Annotated in this window: 15 protein-coding genes; 9 read left to right on the top strand and 6 right to left on the bottom strand. The window is 43.4% G+C overall.

Annotated elements, in window-relative coordinates; all coding sequences use genetic code 11:
- Positions 1-409 precede the first annotated feature (409 nt).
- From msrB to BM232_RS08345, 3 genes are all read left to right on the top strand, one after another.
- Positions 410-808, top strand: a complete 399-nt coding sequence (gene msrB / locus BM232_RS08355; protein ID WP_091713438.1) for a peptide-methionine (R)-S-oxide reductase MsrB — start codon at positions 410-412, stop codon at positions 806-808.
- Positions 792-1,052 (top strand): GIY-YIG nuclease family protein, encoded by a 261-nt coding sequence (locus tag BM232_RS08350; protein WP_177207294.1) that lies wholly within the window; start codon positions 792-794, stop codon positions 1,050-1,052. The genes msrB and BM232_RS08350 overlap by 17 nt, the downstream gene beginning before the upstream one ends.
- Positions 1,053-1,118: 66 nt before the next feature.
- Positions 1,119-2,720 (top strand): ABC-F family ATPase, encoded by a 1,602-nt coding sequence (locus BM232_RS08345; RefSeq protein WP_091713436.1) that lies wholly within the window; start codon positions 1,119-1,121, stop codon positions 2,718-2,720.
- Positions 2,721-2,761: 41 nt separating this feature from the next.
- On the opposite strand, the gene BM232_RS08340 is transcribed toward BM232_RS08345, so the two are convergent.
- A complete protein-coding gene (locus BM232_RS08340) occupies positions 2,762-4,186 on the bottom strand; it encodes a dihydrolipoyl dehydrogenase (RefSeq protein ID WP_091713434.1) in 1,425 nt (474 codons plus the stop codon).
- 25 nt (positions 4,187-4,211) lie between these two features.
- Positions 4,212-4,421, bottom strand: a complete 210-nt coding sequence (locus BM232_RS08335; RefSeq protein ID WP_091713432.1) for a dodecin — start codon at positions 4,419-4,421, stop codon at positions 4,212-4,214.
- 194 nt (positions 4,422-4,615) lie between these two features.
- Between BM232_RS08335 and BM232_RS08330 the strand changes: the two genes are divergently transcribed.
- The 6 genes from BM232_RS08330 to BM232_RS08305 all read left to right on the top strand — a co-directional run bounded on the left by BM232_RS08330 (position 4,616) and on the right by BM232_RS08305 (position 10,323).
- The gene (locus BM232_RS08330) at positions 4,616-6,463 is read left to right on the top strand and encodes a DEAD/DEAH box helicase (protein WP_091713430.1); all 1,848 of its coding nucleotides are present in this window, start codon (positions 4,616-4,618) and stop codon (positions 6,461-6,463) included.
- A gap of 109 nt (positions 6,464-6,572) precedes the next feature.
- A complete protein-coding gene (locus tag BM232_RS08325; protein WP_091713427.1) occupies positions 6,573-7,802 on the top strand; it encodes a nucleoside recognition domain-containing protein in 1,230 nt (409 codons plus the stop codon).
- Positions 7,803-7,953: 151 nt separating this feature from the next.
- Entirely contained in the window at positions 7,954-8,592 is a 639-nt protein-coding gene (locus tag BM232_RS08320) for a 2OG-Fe(II) oxygenase (protein WP_091713425.1), read from the top strand.
- Entirely contained in the window at positions 8,589-9,128 is a 540-nt protein-coding gene (gene def / locus BM232_RS08315; protein ID WP_091713422.1) for a peptide deformylase, read from the top strand. Before BM232_RS08320 ends, def begins: the two co-directional genes overlap by 4 nt.
- Positions 9,129-9,135: 7 nt before the next feature.
- Entirely contained in the window at positions 9,136-9,690 is a 555-nt protein-coding gene (locus tag BM232_RS08310; RefSeq protein ID WP_091713419.1) for a pyridoxamine 5'-phosphate oxidase family protein, read from the top strand.
- 3 nt (positions 9,691-9,693) lie between these two features.
- Positions 9,694-10,323 carry an NAAT family transporter gene (locus tag BM232_RS08305; RefSeq protein ID WP_091713417.1) on the top strand — a complete coding sequence of 210 codons (630 nt, stop codon included), beginning with the start codon at positions 9,694-9,696 and terminating at the stop codon, positions 10,321-10,323.
- Positions 10,324-10,330: 7 nt separating this feature from the next.
- On the opposite strand, the gene BM232_RS08300 is transcribed toward BM232_RS08305, so the two are convergent.
- The 4 genes from BM232_RS08300 to secA form a co-directional block, all read right to left on the bottom strand.
- Complete coding sequence (locus tag BM232_RS08300) at positions 10,331-11,347, bottom strand: glycosyltransferase family 9 protein (RefSeq protein WP_143092273.1); 1,017 nt, start codon at positions 11,345-11,347, stop codon at positions 10,331-10,333.
- A gap of 109 nt (positions 11,348-11,456) precedes the next feature.
- A complete protein-coding gene (locus tag BM232_RS08295) occupies positions 11,457-12,509 on the bottom strand; it encodes a DUF3549 family protein (protein ID WP_091713411.1) in 1,053 nt (350 codons plus the stop codon).
- 13 nt (positions 12,510-12,522) lie between these two features.
- The gene (gene argJ / locus BM232_RS08290; RefSeq protein WP_091713408.1) at positions 12,523-13,749 is read right to left on the bottom strand and encodes a bifunctional glutamate N-acetyltransferase/amino-acid acetyltransferase ArgJ; all 1,227 of its coding nucleotides are present in this window, start codon (positions 13,747-13,749) and stop codon (positions 12,523-12,525) included.
- Positions 13,749-16,469: a preprotein translocase subunit SecA gene (gene secA, locus BM232_RS08285; protein ID WP_091713406.1), complete on the bottom strand. Its 2,721-nt coding sequence runs from the start codon at positions 16,467-16,469 to the stop codon at positions 13,749-13,751. Before secA ends, argJ begins: the two co-directional genes overlap by 1 nt.
- Positions 16,470-16,593 lie beyond the last annotated feature (124 nt).

Raw genomic sequence — 16,593 nt, 5'->3', positions numbered from 1 at the left:
AAGCATGTAAAGAACAAAATTCTGCACACAACACCCTGTGCTATCACGCAACTTTTATAAATAATGTCAGCTATTGCTCAGATATTCTTTTTTCATAAAATAAATAACAAACTGAATTAAAAAGAAAAAACAGATTTATAAAATAAGTTAAACATATTTCTTGCCAATCTTAATAATAATCATTATCATTATTAACCGATGGAGTTGATAGGAATTTGTAGTAACAAAGACTGACCTGCTCCCTCTCTCTTAAATCTGAAAACCGAGTTTGTTGCCAGTCTTTTGGCTGGCAACTTTTTTTCTCTGATTTCACGCACCTCTTCTTCAAAAAAATTCCTAACTTAGGCTGATTTTTCAGCATGTTTTGCCTACAATAGTCCGCTTTATAGGTATGACTTAATAAAATAAAATGCCCAACAAACTTGTAAAATCCGATGCGGACTGGCGACAAGAACTCAGTGAAGAGCAATTCTATGTAACACGTCAATCCGGTACTGAGCCCGCTTTTTCAGGTAGCTATGTTGATCATGATGATGAAGGTGTATACCGATGTATCTGTTGTAAGCAGCCTTTATTTTCATCCGACAATAAATTTGATGCAGGTTGTGGCTGGCCGAGTTTTTCAGCGCAAATATCCCACGGGGTAGTGAATCATTTGGCTGATCACAGTCATGGCATGGATCGCACTGAAGTTCGCTGTCAGTCCTGTGACGCACATTTAGGTCATATCTTTGATGATGGTCCAGCTCCTACAGGACTTCGTTACTGTATTAATTCGGTTGCTCTCGATTTTGACGACAACAACTGACTGGACGGTTTATATTATCGAAGCAGATAACGGTCATCTTTATACCGGTATCACTACAGATATGTCCCGCCGCTTTCAGCAACACCAGCAAGGCAAAGGCGGCGCCAGATTCTTTCATACCAGCCAGGCAAAAAAAATTGTCTATCAGGAAACTCACCCTGATCGAAGCACAGCCTCTAAACGTGAAGCTGCCATAAAAAAACTCAGCCGTCAGGCAAAATTAGCACTTATCGCTACACGCTAACAATCTGTATAATGGCGCTTTTTTTTCAGCGTCATTCTCGTCGCACTTAAATAACAGGATATTCCCTTGCTTAGTACCGCAAATATCACCATGCAATTTGGTGCCAAACCCCTATTTGAAAATGTGTCCGTCAAATTTGGCGACGGCAACCGTTATGGTCTTATTGGCGCTAATGGTTGTGGTAAGTCCACCTTTATGAAAATTCTTGCTAAACAGCTTGAGCCAACCTCAGGCAACGTTATGCGTGATGTGAATGAATCCTTCGCCGTATTAAAACAGGATCAGTTCGCCTATGAAAACGAGCGCGTCATTGATGTGGTGATCATGGGGCAACCTGAGCTGTATGAAGTCCATATTGAACGTGACCGCATCTACAATCTCCCAGAAATGAGTGAAGAAGATGGCCTCAAAGTGGCTGATCTGGAAGGTCAATATGCTGAGATGGATGGTTACACCGCTGAGTCGCGTGCTGGTGAACTTTTATTAGGTGTTGGTATTCCAGTTGAACAACACTACGGTCCGATGAGTGAAATCGCACCGGGTTGGAAATTACGTATTTTACTGGCACAGGTACTGTTTGCTGATCCAGACATTATGTTACTTGACGAGCCGACTAACCACTTGGATATCAACACTATCCGCTGGTTGGAAGACACGCTTAATCAGCGTAACAGCACCATGATTATCATTTCGCATGATCGCCATTTCCTCAACAGTATTTGTACCCATATGGCAGATATGGATTATGGTGAGTTACGCATTTATCCCGGTAATTATGATGATTATATGCTGGCATCAACACAGGCTCGTGAACGCCTGATGGCAGATAACGCCAAGAAAAAAGCTCAGATTAAAGAGCTACAAGGCTTCGTCGCTCGCTTCTCTGCTAATGCATCAAAAGCGAAACAAGCGACTTCCCGCCAGAAACAAATGGAAAAAATTCAGCTGGAAGATATCAAACCTTCCAGCCGGGTAAACCCATTTATTCGCTTTGAGCAGGATAAGAAATTATTCCGTAACGCATTAGAAGTGAGCAAAATCACCCAGTTCTATGAAACTGATGAAACCTCATTGTTTAAAGACTTTAGTTTCATGACTGAAGTTGGTGAAAAAATTGCGATCATTGGCCCCAATGGTATTGGTAAAACCAGTTTAGTCAAAACCTTAGTCGGTGAACTACCGCCTAAATCAGGTGAAGTGAAGTGGTCAGAAAATGCCAATATTGGTTATTACGCGCAGGATCATGATCATCTATTTAAAGATGATTTAACTCTGTTTGAATGGATGTCTCAATGGGCAGGGCCAGAAGATGATGAACAAGTCATCAGAGGCACTCTGGGTCGCTTATTATTCTCAGGCCATAGCATCGACAAAAAAGCCAACGTTTTATCCGGTGGTGAAAAAGGTCGTATGTTATTCGGCAAACTGATTCTGCAACGTCCTAATATTCTGGTCATGGACGAACCGACTAACCATATGGATATGGAATCGATTGAATCGTTAAACATGGCATTAGAACAGTTTGAAGGCACACTGATTTTTGTCAGTCATGATCGTGAATTTGTGTCTTCATTAGCGACTCGAGTCTTTGATATGGAAGCCGATGGTATTACTGATTTCCGTGGCAGCTATGACGAATATCTAAAAAGTCTGGGCGTCACTAACTAGTCATTGCTAATATCAGCTGAGGTGATATCACCTCAGCTGACTTAATCTAAAGCTTCAGCTTTAAACTCATCGCAACGTGATAAATCAAAGCCTTGAGATATCTGTAGTTGTTTATTCGCCTGCCGTAAAGCGGTACGCATCCCCTCTTCCAATACCGGATGGTAAATGGGCATAGCCAAAACCTGTGTCGCAGTCAGCTCCTGACTGATAGCCAAAGCTAACGTATGAACCATATGTTCAGCCGCAGGACAAACCATTTCAGCACCAAGAATTTTGCCTGATTGTTTATTCAGATAAATACGCATCAATCCCTTATTTCGTTGTGCCGCCCTGGCACGACCTTGATCGGCATAATCCACTTCACCAATAACAATATCCTGCTCATCAAGCTCTGCGTAGGATAAACCGACCATCGCACTACCCGGCTCACTGAAGACCATACTTAAGGGAGTACGGCGACAATAGGCATTAACGCCTTCACTCAATACATTGTGACCGGCTATGCGTCCTTCATCGGCGACTTCATGCAATAGCATTTTATCCGCACTGGCATCTCCGGCAATAAAGACCGCTGTGCCTTCAACCTGGGTGGTATTTGGGTTAATTTCAGGCATGCCTTTGTCATCAAGGGCAACGTCTAGTCTATTCAATCCCATACCATCAAGATTAGGCCGACGACCTACGGCGACCAGAACCTGGTCAACCTCTATTTCAATATGCTCACTGACTACTTTCACGCCATTTTCTGTTTCTACAAGCTCTGCTTTGGCGTCAGTGTAGACATCAAACTCTTCCGTCAAAGCTTGCTTTAAGGCATCACTGACTTTTTTGTCCGTCAGCCCCGCTAATAATGATTCTGCACCAAACGCTGTCACTTTGATGCCCAATCGTGACAAGGCCTGAGCCATTTCAATACCAATTGCCCCAAGACCTATTACCGCTATTCTGGATTTCAGGTTTTTTTGTTCAAACAGGGTATTTGTCGTCAGTATTTTTTCGGCACCTATCTGCTCCCAGTCAGCTGGCACGATAGGTCTGGAACCGGTGGCGATAATAATTTTTTTTGCGCTTATTAACTGATCATTGACGCTGATCGTATTGGGCCCCGTAAGACAAGCTCGCCCTGTAATGACTTTATCTTCAATATCACGAATGGATGATAAGGTGCTCGATACAAAATAATCTCGCAGATGACGGACCCGCTCGAATACCGCAGCGATATCAATCGTCAGTTGGTCCGCGTGTTGAATACCGAACTCAGCAAAGGTATGGCGGTGATGATACGCATTTGCTGCTTCAATAAGCAGCTTGGAAGGCATACAGCCGACCCGGGCACAGGTGGTGCCATACTCGCCTTCATTAATTAACAAAAAATCATCGGTTTCCTTCTGTACTTGTTTGAGGGCCGCTAAGCCGGCTGTACCTGCCCCAATGATAATGACATCGGTCTGAGTTGATTTTGTCATGCTTGTCCTTTTGGAGCTATGTTTATTAGTCTTCGATCCTAAACCCGACTTTAATCGTGACCTGCCAATATTTCACACCATCGTTTTCAATATAGCCCCGAGTCTCGATGACCTCAAACCAGTGCATATGTTTAACACTCTCACTGGCTTTTTTGATGGCATTTTGAATGGCCTGATCTGAGCTTTCACTGGAACTACCGGTTAATTCAATCAATTTGTATGTATGTTCACTCATCACTCGCTCCTTTGCGTGTCAGAAATATCGTTTTAAGCCATCATAAAACCTAAAACCCGACATTACCAGAAATGTGCTATATCACATTAAACAAATGATTTTTCTATCTTTTGCTGTTGCAGGATTGTATAATATGCCGTTTATCATCCCGCTCCTCAGTTTTGCGTTCAAAACTGACATTCACAGGTTTTTGCATGTCCACAGAACAACTTGACTCGATCCCCTCATTTAGTGAGTTGGGTATCGCTCCCGCTATTGTCAAAGCAATTAAAGAAGCCGGTTACGAAACACCGTCACCCATTCAAGCACAGAGTATCACGCCGTTATTAGAAGGTCGTGACTTGCTTGGTCAGGCCCAAACCGGTACAGGTAAAACTGCCGCGTTTTCTCTGCCTCTATTAAGTCGTTTAAATGATCGTCAAAAGACACCTCAAATTCTGGTGCTCACTCCAACACGTGAGTTAGCTATTCAAGTCGCCGAAGCCATGCAAGGCTATGGCCGTCACATGAAAAACTTCCATGTGTTACCCGTTTATGGTGGCCAAAGCATGGGCATTCAACTTCGTCAGTTACAACGTAGCCCACAGGTCATCGTAGGTACACCTGGCCGTATTCTTGATTTGATTCGTCGTGGTAAATTGCCACTTGAAGATCTGAAAGCGCTGGTATTGGATGAAGCTGATGAAATGCTACGCATGGGCTTTATTGATGATGTTGAAACCATCCTGAAAGAAACACCAGAAAACCGTCAGGTTGCTCTGTTTTCGGCAACAATGCCAAAACCTATTCACCGGGTAGCTCAACGTTATCTGAAAGATCCAGTTGATGTGCACATTAAGTCAAAAACATCGACGGTAGACACCATCACACAACGCTACTGGCAAGTGACTGGCTTACACAAGCTTGATGCGTTAACCCGTATTCTGGAAGTCGAAGATTTTGATGGCATGATCATCTTTGTCCGCACTAAAAATGCGACAGTGGATCTGTCGGAAAAACTGGAAGCACGTGGTTATGCCAGTTCACCATTAAACGGTGATATGAATCAGGCCTTACGTGAAAAAACCATTGAAAGAATGAAAGCCGGCAAAATTGATATTCTGGTTGCTACCGATGTTGCCGCACGTGGTCTGGATATCGAACGCATGAGTCATGTCGTCAATTACGATATCCCTTATGACACCGAATCTTACGTTCACCGTATTGGCAGAACAGGTCGTGCAGGTCGTAAAGGTGAAGCGATTTTATTTGTATCACCACGCGAAAAACGCATGTTGAGCGCGATTGAAAAAGCCACCAAGCAAACCATCACCCGTATGCAATTGCCAAGCAGTGAAGATATTGCTGATCGCCGTGTGATGACGTTCAAACAAGAGCTAACGCAAACTATTGAATCTCAGGATTTAGCCTTTTTTGAAAATCTGATTCGCCAGTACCAGGAAGAACATAATGCGGATCCGATTGAAATGGCGGCAGCCTTAGCATTTCAGGTACAAAAAACACGCCCACTGAATCCTCCGGTTGTTCATTCAGAACGTAAACAACCCAGAGAACGAGTTGAGCGCGCTGAACGTGGCGATCGTCCTGAAAGAGCGAATCGTGGTGAACGTGGTATGCGTTCAGAAAGACCACCGAGAGCAGAACGTAGCCCTCGTCGTCAGGCTTCTCATCAGGCTGAAGAAGGTATGAAAACATACCGAATCGAAGTCGGCACAGAACAGAATGTTGAACCTAAACATATCGTTGGCGCTATCGCCAATGAAGCCGGTATGGATAGTCGCATGATTGGCCGTATTACGATTAATCAGGATCATAGTCTGGTTGATTTACCTGATGGTATGCCAAAAGATATTTTTCAGCATTTAAGAAAAGTCTGGGTCAACAATAAACAGCTTGAAATTAGTCTTCCTGATGGAGATGGTGACACTGCTGCAGTTAGAGCAGAGAGAAAACCTCGTCATGTTGGATTACCAGCCTCTAGCAAAACAAAAAAACGTCCAGCCATAGCTGCGAAAAAGCAAAGAAAAGCGAATCGCGACTAAGCTAAAAAACACGCATTAAAAGCCCGCGTATGTCTGACATGCGCGGGCTTTTTTTATGGCATTAACTCACTCACTTCCGCAAACAATTCACTCATGCCACAATAGCGCTATGCTAAATATCATCTGGATGGCTTTTTTCCTTATCGCCTTTATTGTCGCACTGATTAAATTACTGGTGCTGGGCGATCAATTGATATTTACCCAACTGATGCAAGCCATGTTTGAGCTGGCTAAAACTGCCTTTGAAATAGCTCTAGGGCTTACTGGCGTGCTGGCTCTATGGCTAGGTATTATGAAAATTGGCGAACGCAGCGGCTTTATACAATTACTGACCTATGCACTGACACCATTATTTCAACGCCTGATGCCTGATGTTCCCAAAAACCATCCTGCTATTGGTGCCATGGTAATGAATATCTCTGCCAATGCGCTGGGCTTAGATAATGCGGCCACACCTCTTGGCATCAAAGCCATGAAAGAATTGCAGAAACTAAATCCGTTCAAAAATACCGCCAGTAATGCGCAAATACTGTTTCTGGTGATTAATACCTCCGCCGTCACCTTATTTCCTGTGACCATATTTACCTATCGGGCACAGATGGGAGCAGCTAACCCAACCGATGTTTTTATTCCCATTCTGATAGCCACCTATATCTCTACCTTGGTGGGATTACTCAGTGTGGCCTGGGTCCAAAAAATTAACCTTCTGGATCGTATTGTGCTGGCCTATCTTGGCGGTTTCACAGCCGTCGTTTTTAGCTTGTTATTCTACTTTTCAAACCTACCGCAACAAGAGATGGTGAACCAGTCATCGTTAATCAGTAATGTGATTCTATTTTCCCTGGTGATTGTCTTTATCACTGCTGCATGGATAAAAAAAGTAAATGCCTATGATGCTTTTATTGAAGGGGCAAAAGAAGGTTTTGAAACTGCCGTCACCATCATTCCCTATCTTGTCGCTATGCTGGTAGCCATTGGCGTTTTTCGGGCCAGTGGGGCAATGGAGATGTTGGCTGAAGGATTACGTCATCTAGTGCTTAGTCTCGGCCTGGATGATCGTTTTATAGAAGCATTACCCACCGCATTAATGAAACCCTTCAGTGGCAGCGGTGCCAGAGCCATGATGATTGATACCATGCAAACCTATGGTGCCGACTCATTTGCTGGACGACTATCTTCCATTGTTCAAGGCAGTACGGAGACGACCTTTTACGTGCTTGCCGTCTACTTTGGTTCTGTTGGTATCAAGCATATTCGCCACGCTATTGGCTGTGGACTTGCCGCAGATTTTGCCGGAATTTTAGCGGCTATCACTGTGGCCTATTGGTTTTTCGGCTAATCAGAAAAAAAACATACCTTAACAGCAAAAGTTTGCTAAATTTTGCTGCCTGTTCAACCCCTTACCTCAATGGAACCAGCGGTCATCTGACTTTTAAGCTCTCCATCTAAAGTAATCGGTCTGTTTATTTGTCCGCTTGGAGATTACATGCTTGAAGGCGTTAGTTCATCCCACAGAAGCCACCTATGATCATATTGCTGATGCCATAGCAGATAAAGGCTATTGCGTCCTGCCACAACTTCTCCCTGCTAATTTGAATAATGCATTACAACAACGTGTAATGAATCTGGATGATGAAGACTTCAGACGTGCTGGTATTGGTCGTGAACAGGACTTTCAGTTGAATAACGCTATTCGTCGTGATGAAACCCGTTGGCTAACTCTGGACAATAAGATTGATAAAACTTACCTCGACCAAATGGCCGAGTTTCGTCTGGCTATAAACCGACGTTTGTTTATGGGCTTATTTGATTATGAAGCTCATTATGCCCATTACGCGCCCGGTGCTTTTTATAAAAAACATGTTGATGCCTTTAAAGGTGAATCTAACCGGGTATTAACTACGGTGTTGTATCTCAACCCAGAGTGGCGGGAAGAAGATGGCGGACAGTTATTAATCTATGCACCAGGCTCAGACGCGGTGATTGAAACAGTTAATCCAAATTTTGGCTGCTTTGTCATTTTCCTTAGCGAGCAGTTTCCACACGAAGTAGCCAAAAGCTACCGAGATCGCTACAGTATTGCAGGTTGGTTCCGATTACTTGATCCCCTACAAGCACCTTTAATATGACAACACTTTTCGACATTCTTCAGTTAGGCCATCCGATATTACGTCACCCTACTGAAGAGGTTGAAGATATTTTGAATCCAGCCTTCCAGTCTCAATTAGATGAATTGATGGATTTTGTGATAGAAAAAGGTGGCATGGGGATAGCCGCACCCCAAGTCGGTATTTCGCAGCGTTTTTTTATCATGTCCTCCCATCCAAATGTTCGTTACCCCTATGCGCCGGATGTACCCGCTTTTTTTGTTATTAATCCAGAAATCATTTCTACCTCAGACACACAGGAAAAAGACTGGGAAGGCTGTCTCAGCTTACCCGGTATTCGTGGTCTGGTGCCTCGGTATACTCAGATTCAGGTTCGCTATCAAACCCGCCAGGCTGAATGGGTTGAAACTCACTATGATGATTTCTTAGCCCGCGTGTTTCAGCATGAGTTCGATCACTTGCACGGACATGTGTTTCTTGATCGGGTCGAGTCGACTTACGATGTGATGATGGAACAGGAATGGCAAAAGCAAATCGTCGAAAAAAGAAAAGGCTGAAACAACTATGGGACAAAAGTTTGATGCGTTATCTGACCGTTTAATAGAGTTTATTCAGCAACAACAACTCTTTTTTGTTGGTACCGCAACAGAAGACAGCCGAGTGAATATATCGCCAAAAGGTATGGACTCACTTCGCGTATTAACGCCAAATAGACTCATATGGCTCAATGTGACTGGCAGTGGCAATGAGACAGCAGGACATATCCAGCAACACCCCAGAATGACCATTATGTTTTGTGCATTTAATGGTAAACCAATAATCTTACGACTTTATGGTACTGCCAGCGTGATTTATCAAAATGATAAAGAATGGAATGAATTATTCCCTTTATTTGATCCACTACCGGGTGCCCGACAAATATTTGATCTAAACATTGATTTAGTCCAAACCTCATGTGGTATGGCTGTACCTTATTTTGACTATCAAGGTGAGCGTGAGCAGCTCAATAACTGGGCAGAGAAAAAAGGTGATGCAGGAATTGAAGACTATTGGCGTGAAAAAAATAGCAAAACAATTGATGGCATCGCCACACATATTGAAGATAAGAATTTAAGCTAAATCATGCTCGACTATACTGAATATACAAAATTCCTGGTGTCATTAATCGCCATTGTTAACCCTTTGGGTATCATTCCAATTTATATCAGCCTCACGGCGGACTATAGTATGGCTGAGCGTGCAAAGATTGCACGTACGGTTATTATTGCCGCCACAACTATTCTTTTAGTCACCGTTTTTTTAGGCCAATGGATTTTAGAGTTTTTTGGTATCAGTATTAATTCATTTCGCGTTGGTGGCGGCATTCTGCTGTTACTGATGGGGATTGGCATGCTTCACAATACCAGTAAAGGCTTAAAACAAAATCACGAACTGGCACAACAGTCTGGAGAGTCAATTGCAGTCGTGCCTCTTGCCATGCCGCTACTCGCCGGTCCTGGTGCTATCAGTACTGTAATTATTACCGCTTATAAAGGACATGGTATCGCCCATTACAGCCTGGTTGCCTTGGATATTGTCTTACTTGGCTTGCTGTTATGGATTTTATTACTGCTCATACCCTGGATAGCACGCCGTATGTCAAGTAATGGTATTAACATTGCCACACGTATCATGGGGCTTATCCTCACCGCCATTGCAGTAGAATTTATTGCTAATGGTTTAAAAGGTCTGTTCCCTGCTCTGGCAGGTTAACGAGAGCTTACTGGCGGTCATTAAAGAAGCTTTTCACCTGCTGCACAATAAGCTCAGGTTTAATATCCATACAGGCAAATGGTGTATCCAAATGACACTCACTTTGTGCACAGTACTGACAATCGATATGTTTTTCAGCTGAAATTTCTGCTCCCAGAATAGAGGGAGGCAAAGGCCCGGTGATCATATAAGAAGGACAAGCAACCAGCTTCGCTAACCACTGTGTCGCAGTCGCAACAGTAATTAATAAATCGGTTTTAGCTAGACGCCCCAGCGTGACATCCATACTCACTTCACCATTAAACTCGCCCCAGACATAATAGCCTTCATCTTCCAATAAACGCATGAGTTCATCTTTATAGGGATATTGTTTACTGGCAACGCGACCAGATGTGGATAAAGCAATAATTCTTTGATGCTCGCTGGATGGAAAACTCACCGTTTTATCAAAGTTATCTAAGGAAATATCGATAGTTTCAGGGAACTGACAACAGTGATTTAAGTAAAACTGTGGATAATCCATTTCAGCGAATTCAGGCTTATCCCACCAGCGGTCAAACCATTGGGGCATATTAGGAAAGGTACTTTCTATGTATTGCCAGGGTTGTTTTACATATGACTGCTGAATATCAAAGCTAAGCAATGAGGAAAAAAGCTCTTGCATCGATATTTCCAGATAATTGCCCAGTACCGGCAAGCCCATATCTTTAAGACATCTGGCCAGCACACAAGGCATAAACCACGTATCAAGATTAATGATCTGATCGTATTGCTCGTAAGCAAGATATTCTGCCAAATCAATAAATCGGGGTAAGGCTTCCTGCATTTCAGACGGCCACTGCTCTGAAGTCACCATATGGACTTTATCCACTTCTGGCATCAACCCCATCAGTTCTGCGCCGACATTAAATGTCATCACATCCAGCTCAGCATCAGGATAACGTTGCCGCATTATCTTTGCTGCAGGCAATAATATTGACGCCACATCACCTAAGCCCATCATCCTTAATAACAAGATTTTCATATCCGTCTTCTTCTAATTAAGAAAGTTAATATTAACAATCCTATAAGACCTGTGGGTGAATAAGTTTTAGTGGGACAACAGCGACAAACAATAAGACCTGTCTGAAAACTTAGGTGCCGAACATCCTGCCAACTTGCTGTGTCAACTCGGTTGAACGGTTAGGGTTTCGTAATGCTGTCATCACTAAGTCACGCATACCGGGCATAAACATTAAATCTGCCAGGATATGACTAAAGCCTTCGTAATCAGCTTCATTGATAGCGAGTTTTTCAACAAATAGTTGGCACAGCTCCGGCGTCTCAAGCACTTTCCAGCAACGTCCTGCAATAACAGCCAGTACTTCGATATGGCGGCTGACATCAGACATAAGCACTTGCTTAACCATGCTTTCGACTATGCCTTGAGCAGAGCTATTTGAAACCGCTCGTAAACAGGCACAAATTTCTGTCATATCCGGCTGATTCTGCTCTAACTCATTTTTAAGCCGCCATTGCAGAGCTTCCACCATATTGTTTGCAGGCTCAGCATTTTCCATAAAGGAAGTCAGCATATGAAATGGCTGTGCAGGCAATTGCGGCAGGATTGATATTAGTGCTTTTGTCAGCGCTTTATCATCGGTTCTGACAGCGACATCAGCAACACCCTGCATGCCCAGTACCTGCCAATTATCAAACGCTTTTTGTCCGGTAAAGTAGTTATAGGCAGCATCATAAAATGATGATGGTTTCAGGCTCAGATTTTTTGTTGCCTGAGCATTAAATGCTGCCATGCGATCTTCGCGTGGATTAAAACTATAAGGACTGTCTTTTAAGGCGCCTTCAATATAATTGCCATCTGCAGCCGCCAGTAAACACTCACCGACTCTATCCAAAACCATCACCAGAAACTCATCACGAGCAGCCTGGATCAATAAACCCTGTTCATCAAGCGGGAACTTGAGAAACCAGACATAGTGTCTATCGGTAAATTGTGGATGCCAAAAAATAATGCCAAACAGAGCGGTACGTTGAAATGGAAAGGGATAAGGCACTTCAGCCGCTTCAAAACGTGTAAATTTCTTAGCGCTAAGTTTGGTGACTCTACGGCCCATATCAAAGACACGATAATGGGCGCCACTCTGCTCCAAAAACTCGCTCAGGGTGGTAATAGTATTTTCGCTCATTTATTGCTCTAACTTAGGTGCGATACTCTGCGTTAATTTTTACGTAGTCGTAAGAAAAATCACAGGTCCAGACTTGATCGTATGCAGCACCACGATCCAGTTTTACAGTAATAACAATCTCAGCTTCAGACATAACTGCCTGACCTTTTTCTTCGGTATAGTGACTTTCAGGTTGACCAGATTCAACGATACAGACATCACCTATAAAAATAGATACGCCTGATAAATCAAAATCCACTAAACCACTGCGACCAACAGCTGCTAATATTCGACCCCAGTTAGGGTCAGAGGCAAATAATGCAGTTTTTACTAATGGCGAGTGAGCAATGGTATAAGCCACTTGTCGGCATTCTTCCTGGCTTTGCCCCTGTTCAACATTGATCGTAATAAACTTGGTAGCGCCTTCGCCATCACGCACAATCGCTTGAGCCAGGTAACGACACACATCATTAAGCGCCTTCTGTAAGGCTTCGCCTTCGTCAGAAGTAATCTGGGTAATTTTGCTATTGCCAGCCTGTCCGGTTGCCATCAACACACAAGCATCATTGGTCGAGGTATCACCATCCACCGTGATTCGATTGAATGATTGCCCCATTGCGTTATTAAGCATTGTCTTTAATACCGCAGAGTCGATGTTGGCATCAGTCGCGATATACGCCAGCATAGTGGCCATATCAGGCCGGATCATGCCTGATCCTTTTGATATGCCTGTGATAGTAATTGTTTTATCAGCAAGCTGTAACTGAACAGATTTTGCTTTTGCAATGGTATCTGTCGTCATAATGCCTTGTGCAGCAGCCAGCCAATTATCCTCAGACAAATGGTTATACGCTTCTGGCAATACAGCACTGATTTTATCGACTGGTAGCGGCTGGCCTATAACGCCTGTTGAGAAAGGTAAAACACTGGCTTGATTCACATCCGCCACATCGGCAACAGCCTGACAACATGACTTGGCTGCTAACATGCCAGCATCACCGGTACCTGCATTCGCATTACCAGAATTGATCAGCAGATAACGTGGCGATTCACTGTTTTGGTGTTGTTTAGCAACGATAACAGGTGCTGCGCAAAACGCATTTTTTGTATAGACAGCAGCCGTTTGTGTACCTTCCGCCAGTTCAAGCAAAACAACATCTTGTCTACCGGGCTTTTTTATCCCGGCACTGGCTGTGGCAAGCCGGATACCTTTAACGGGTAATAAATCTTCTTCATTAGGTGCTGACAAATTGACTGCCATTAACTAATCGCTCCGTGACACTGTTTAAACTTCTTACCACTTCCACAAGGACAAGGATCATTACGGCCCACTTTATTACCTTCACGTGTGTAAGGCTGATGTGCGGCTAAATCTTCTTCTTGCTGATTCTCTTCGCTGGCTAATTGCTCAGCCTGCGCATGTTGATATTCCATTTCAGCTGTTTGCCGACGTTGTTCTTCAACAGCTTCTACATCTTCTTCTGCACGAACTTGAACGCGTGAAATCAGCTTGATGACCTCATGCTTAATATTGTCTAACATGGCTTTAAACAGGCTGAATGACTCACGTTTATATTCTTGCTTAGGATCTTTTTGCGCATAACCACGTAAATTAATACCTGTACGTAAATAATCCATTTGAGCCAGATGATCTTTCCACTGAGAATCTAAGGTTTGTAGCATGATGGCTTTTTCAAAATGGCGCATCAACTCTTCACCAACCGTCTGTTCTTTATGTTTGTAGGCTTTTTCAGCTTCTTCTACGATGCGTTCACGTAATGATTCTTCATGCAGAGAATTATCTTGTTCCAACCATTCTTTAACAGGCGCTTCTAAAGCAAACTCTTCCCGTAATGCTTCTTCAAGACCAGCTATATCCCATTGCTCATCTATGCTGTTAGGCGGAATATATAAACTGATGACATCATTAATCACGCTACTACGCATTGATGTGATGGTTTCTGACACATCATCAGCCGCCATCAGTTCATTACGTTGCTCATAGACAACTTTACGCTGATCATTTGCAACATCATCAAACTCGAGTAATTGTTTACGAATATCGAAGTTATGACCTTCTACTTTACGCTGAGCATTTTCAATGGCACGAGACACCCAAGGATGCTCAATCGCTTCACCCTCTTCCATGCCCAATTTCTGCATCAAACCAGCCATACGCTCAGAGGCAAAAATACGCATTAAATTATCTTCAAGCGATAAGTAAAAACGTGTTGAACCTGGATCACCCTGACGGCCAGAACGTCCACGTAACTGGTTATCAATACGACGCGACTCATGACGCTCTGTACCGATGATATGTAAACCACCTGCAGCTAACACCGCTTCGTGGCGGTTCATCCACTGCTGACGAATGGTTTGTTTTTGTTCTTCACTTGTCTCTTCGGAAAGTGCTTCTAATTCAGCTTCCAAGCTACCACCCAGTACAATATCTGTACCACGGCCCGCCATATTCGTTGCAATAGTAACTGCCGAAGGCATACCGGCATTAGCAATAATATGTGCTTCTTTTTCGTGGAACTTCGCGTTGAGCACTTCATGTGGAATTTTTGCTTTTTTAAGCAAACTATGAAGGTATTCTGAACTTTCAATTGATGCCGTACCCACCAACACAGGCTGACCACGTTTTACACACTCTTTTACATCTTCCAGAATAGCGTCGTACTTTTCTTTTGCCGTGAGATAAATACGATCCGCTTCATCTTTACGTAGCATTTCTTTATGTGTCGGAATAACCACCACTTCCAAACCATAAATAGACTGAAGCTCATAAGCTTCAGTATCGGCAGTCCCTGTCATACCTGATAGTTTGTTATACAAACGGAAGTAGTTCTGGAAAGTAATTGACGCTAATGTTTGATTCTCATTTTGAATCTTCACATTTTCTTTAGCTTCAACGGCTTGATGCAGGCCTTCAGACCAACGACGTCCCGGCATACTTCTACCGGTAAATTCGTCAACGATAACAATTTGGTTATCTTGAACAATATAATCGACATCTCGTTGAAACAGTACATGCGCACGCAGCGCCGCAGTTACGTGATGCATCAGACCAATATTCGTCGCATCATATAAGCTGGCATCGGCAGATAACAAACCGATATCAGTCAGCATTGATTCAATTTTTTCGTGGCCAGATTCGGTGAAGTGAACCTGCTTATTTTTCTCATCCAGAGTGAAATCACCAGGCACAGTGACATCGTCACCTTCACCCTCTTGCTTGCTCAAGCTAGGAATGAGTGTATTAATTTTTTGATATAACTCGGAGCTATCTTCAGCGGGACCAGAGATAATCAGCGGTGTCCTGGCTTCATCGATTAGAATCGAGTCAACTTCATCGATAACAGCAAAATGTAATTCTCGCTGAACCTTCTCTTCCAGACGGAAAGCCATATTGTCACGCAGGTAGTCAAAACCAAACTCATTATTCGTACCGTAAGTGATATCGCTGTTATAGGCTTCACGGCGTTCATCATTGCCTAAACCACCAACAATAACGCCTGTTGTCAGTCCGAGAAATCCATACAGTTTGCCCATCTGGGTGGCATCACGTTTTGCCAGGTAATCATTGACCGTGATGACATGAACCCCCTTACCTTCAAGTGCATTCAAATAAACAGCAAGCGTAGCCACCAGGGTTTTACCTTCACCGGTTTTCATCTCTGCGACTTTGCCATCATTCAGCACCATACCGCCGATCAACTGCACATCGAAATGACGCATACCGAGAACACGTTTACTGGCTTCACGTACTACGGCAAAAGCTTCGGTCAGTAAATCATCAGTGCTCTGCCCATCGGCAAGGCGTTGTTTAAATTCTTGGGTTTTAGCTTGTAATGCCGGGTCATCAAGTTGCTCTATTTCGGTTTCAAACTTGGCAATCTCATCTATGTACTTACGCATTTTCTTTAATACGCGCTCGTTACGACTACCAAAAATCTTACTGAAAAACTTGCTAACCATTTTTTCGCCTTACACTGTGTTGACTACGGCGTGAACACCGATAAAAAAAGTAATGAATTTGTGATTATAACGCGGACAAAGTCAGCGTTTGTAGATCACACTGTTTCATGTGGAGACTTCCCAC

The organism is Methylophaga sulfidovorans, from assembly GCF_900114205.1.
GTDB classification, from domain to species: Bacteria; Pseudomonadota; Gammaproteobacteria; order Nitrosococcales; family Methylophagaceae; genus Methylophaga; species Methylophaga sulfidovorans.
Note: the sequence above shows the minus strand (reverse complement) of the source record. Positions and strands in the feature narration are given on the sequence as shown.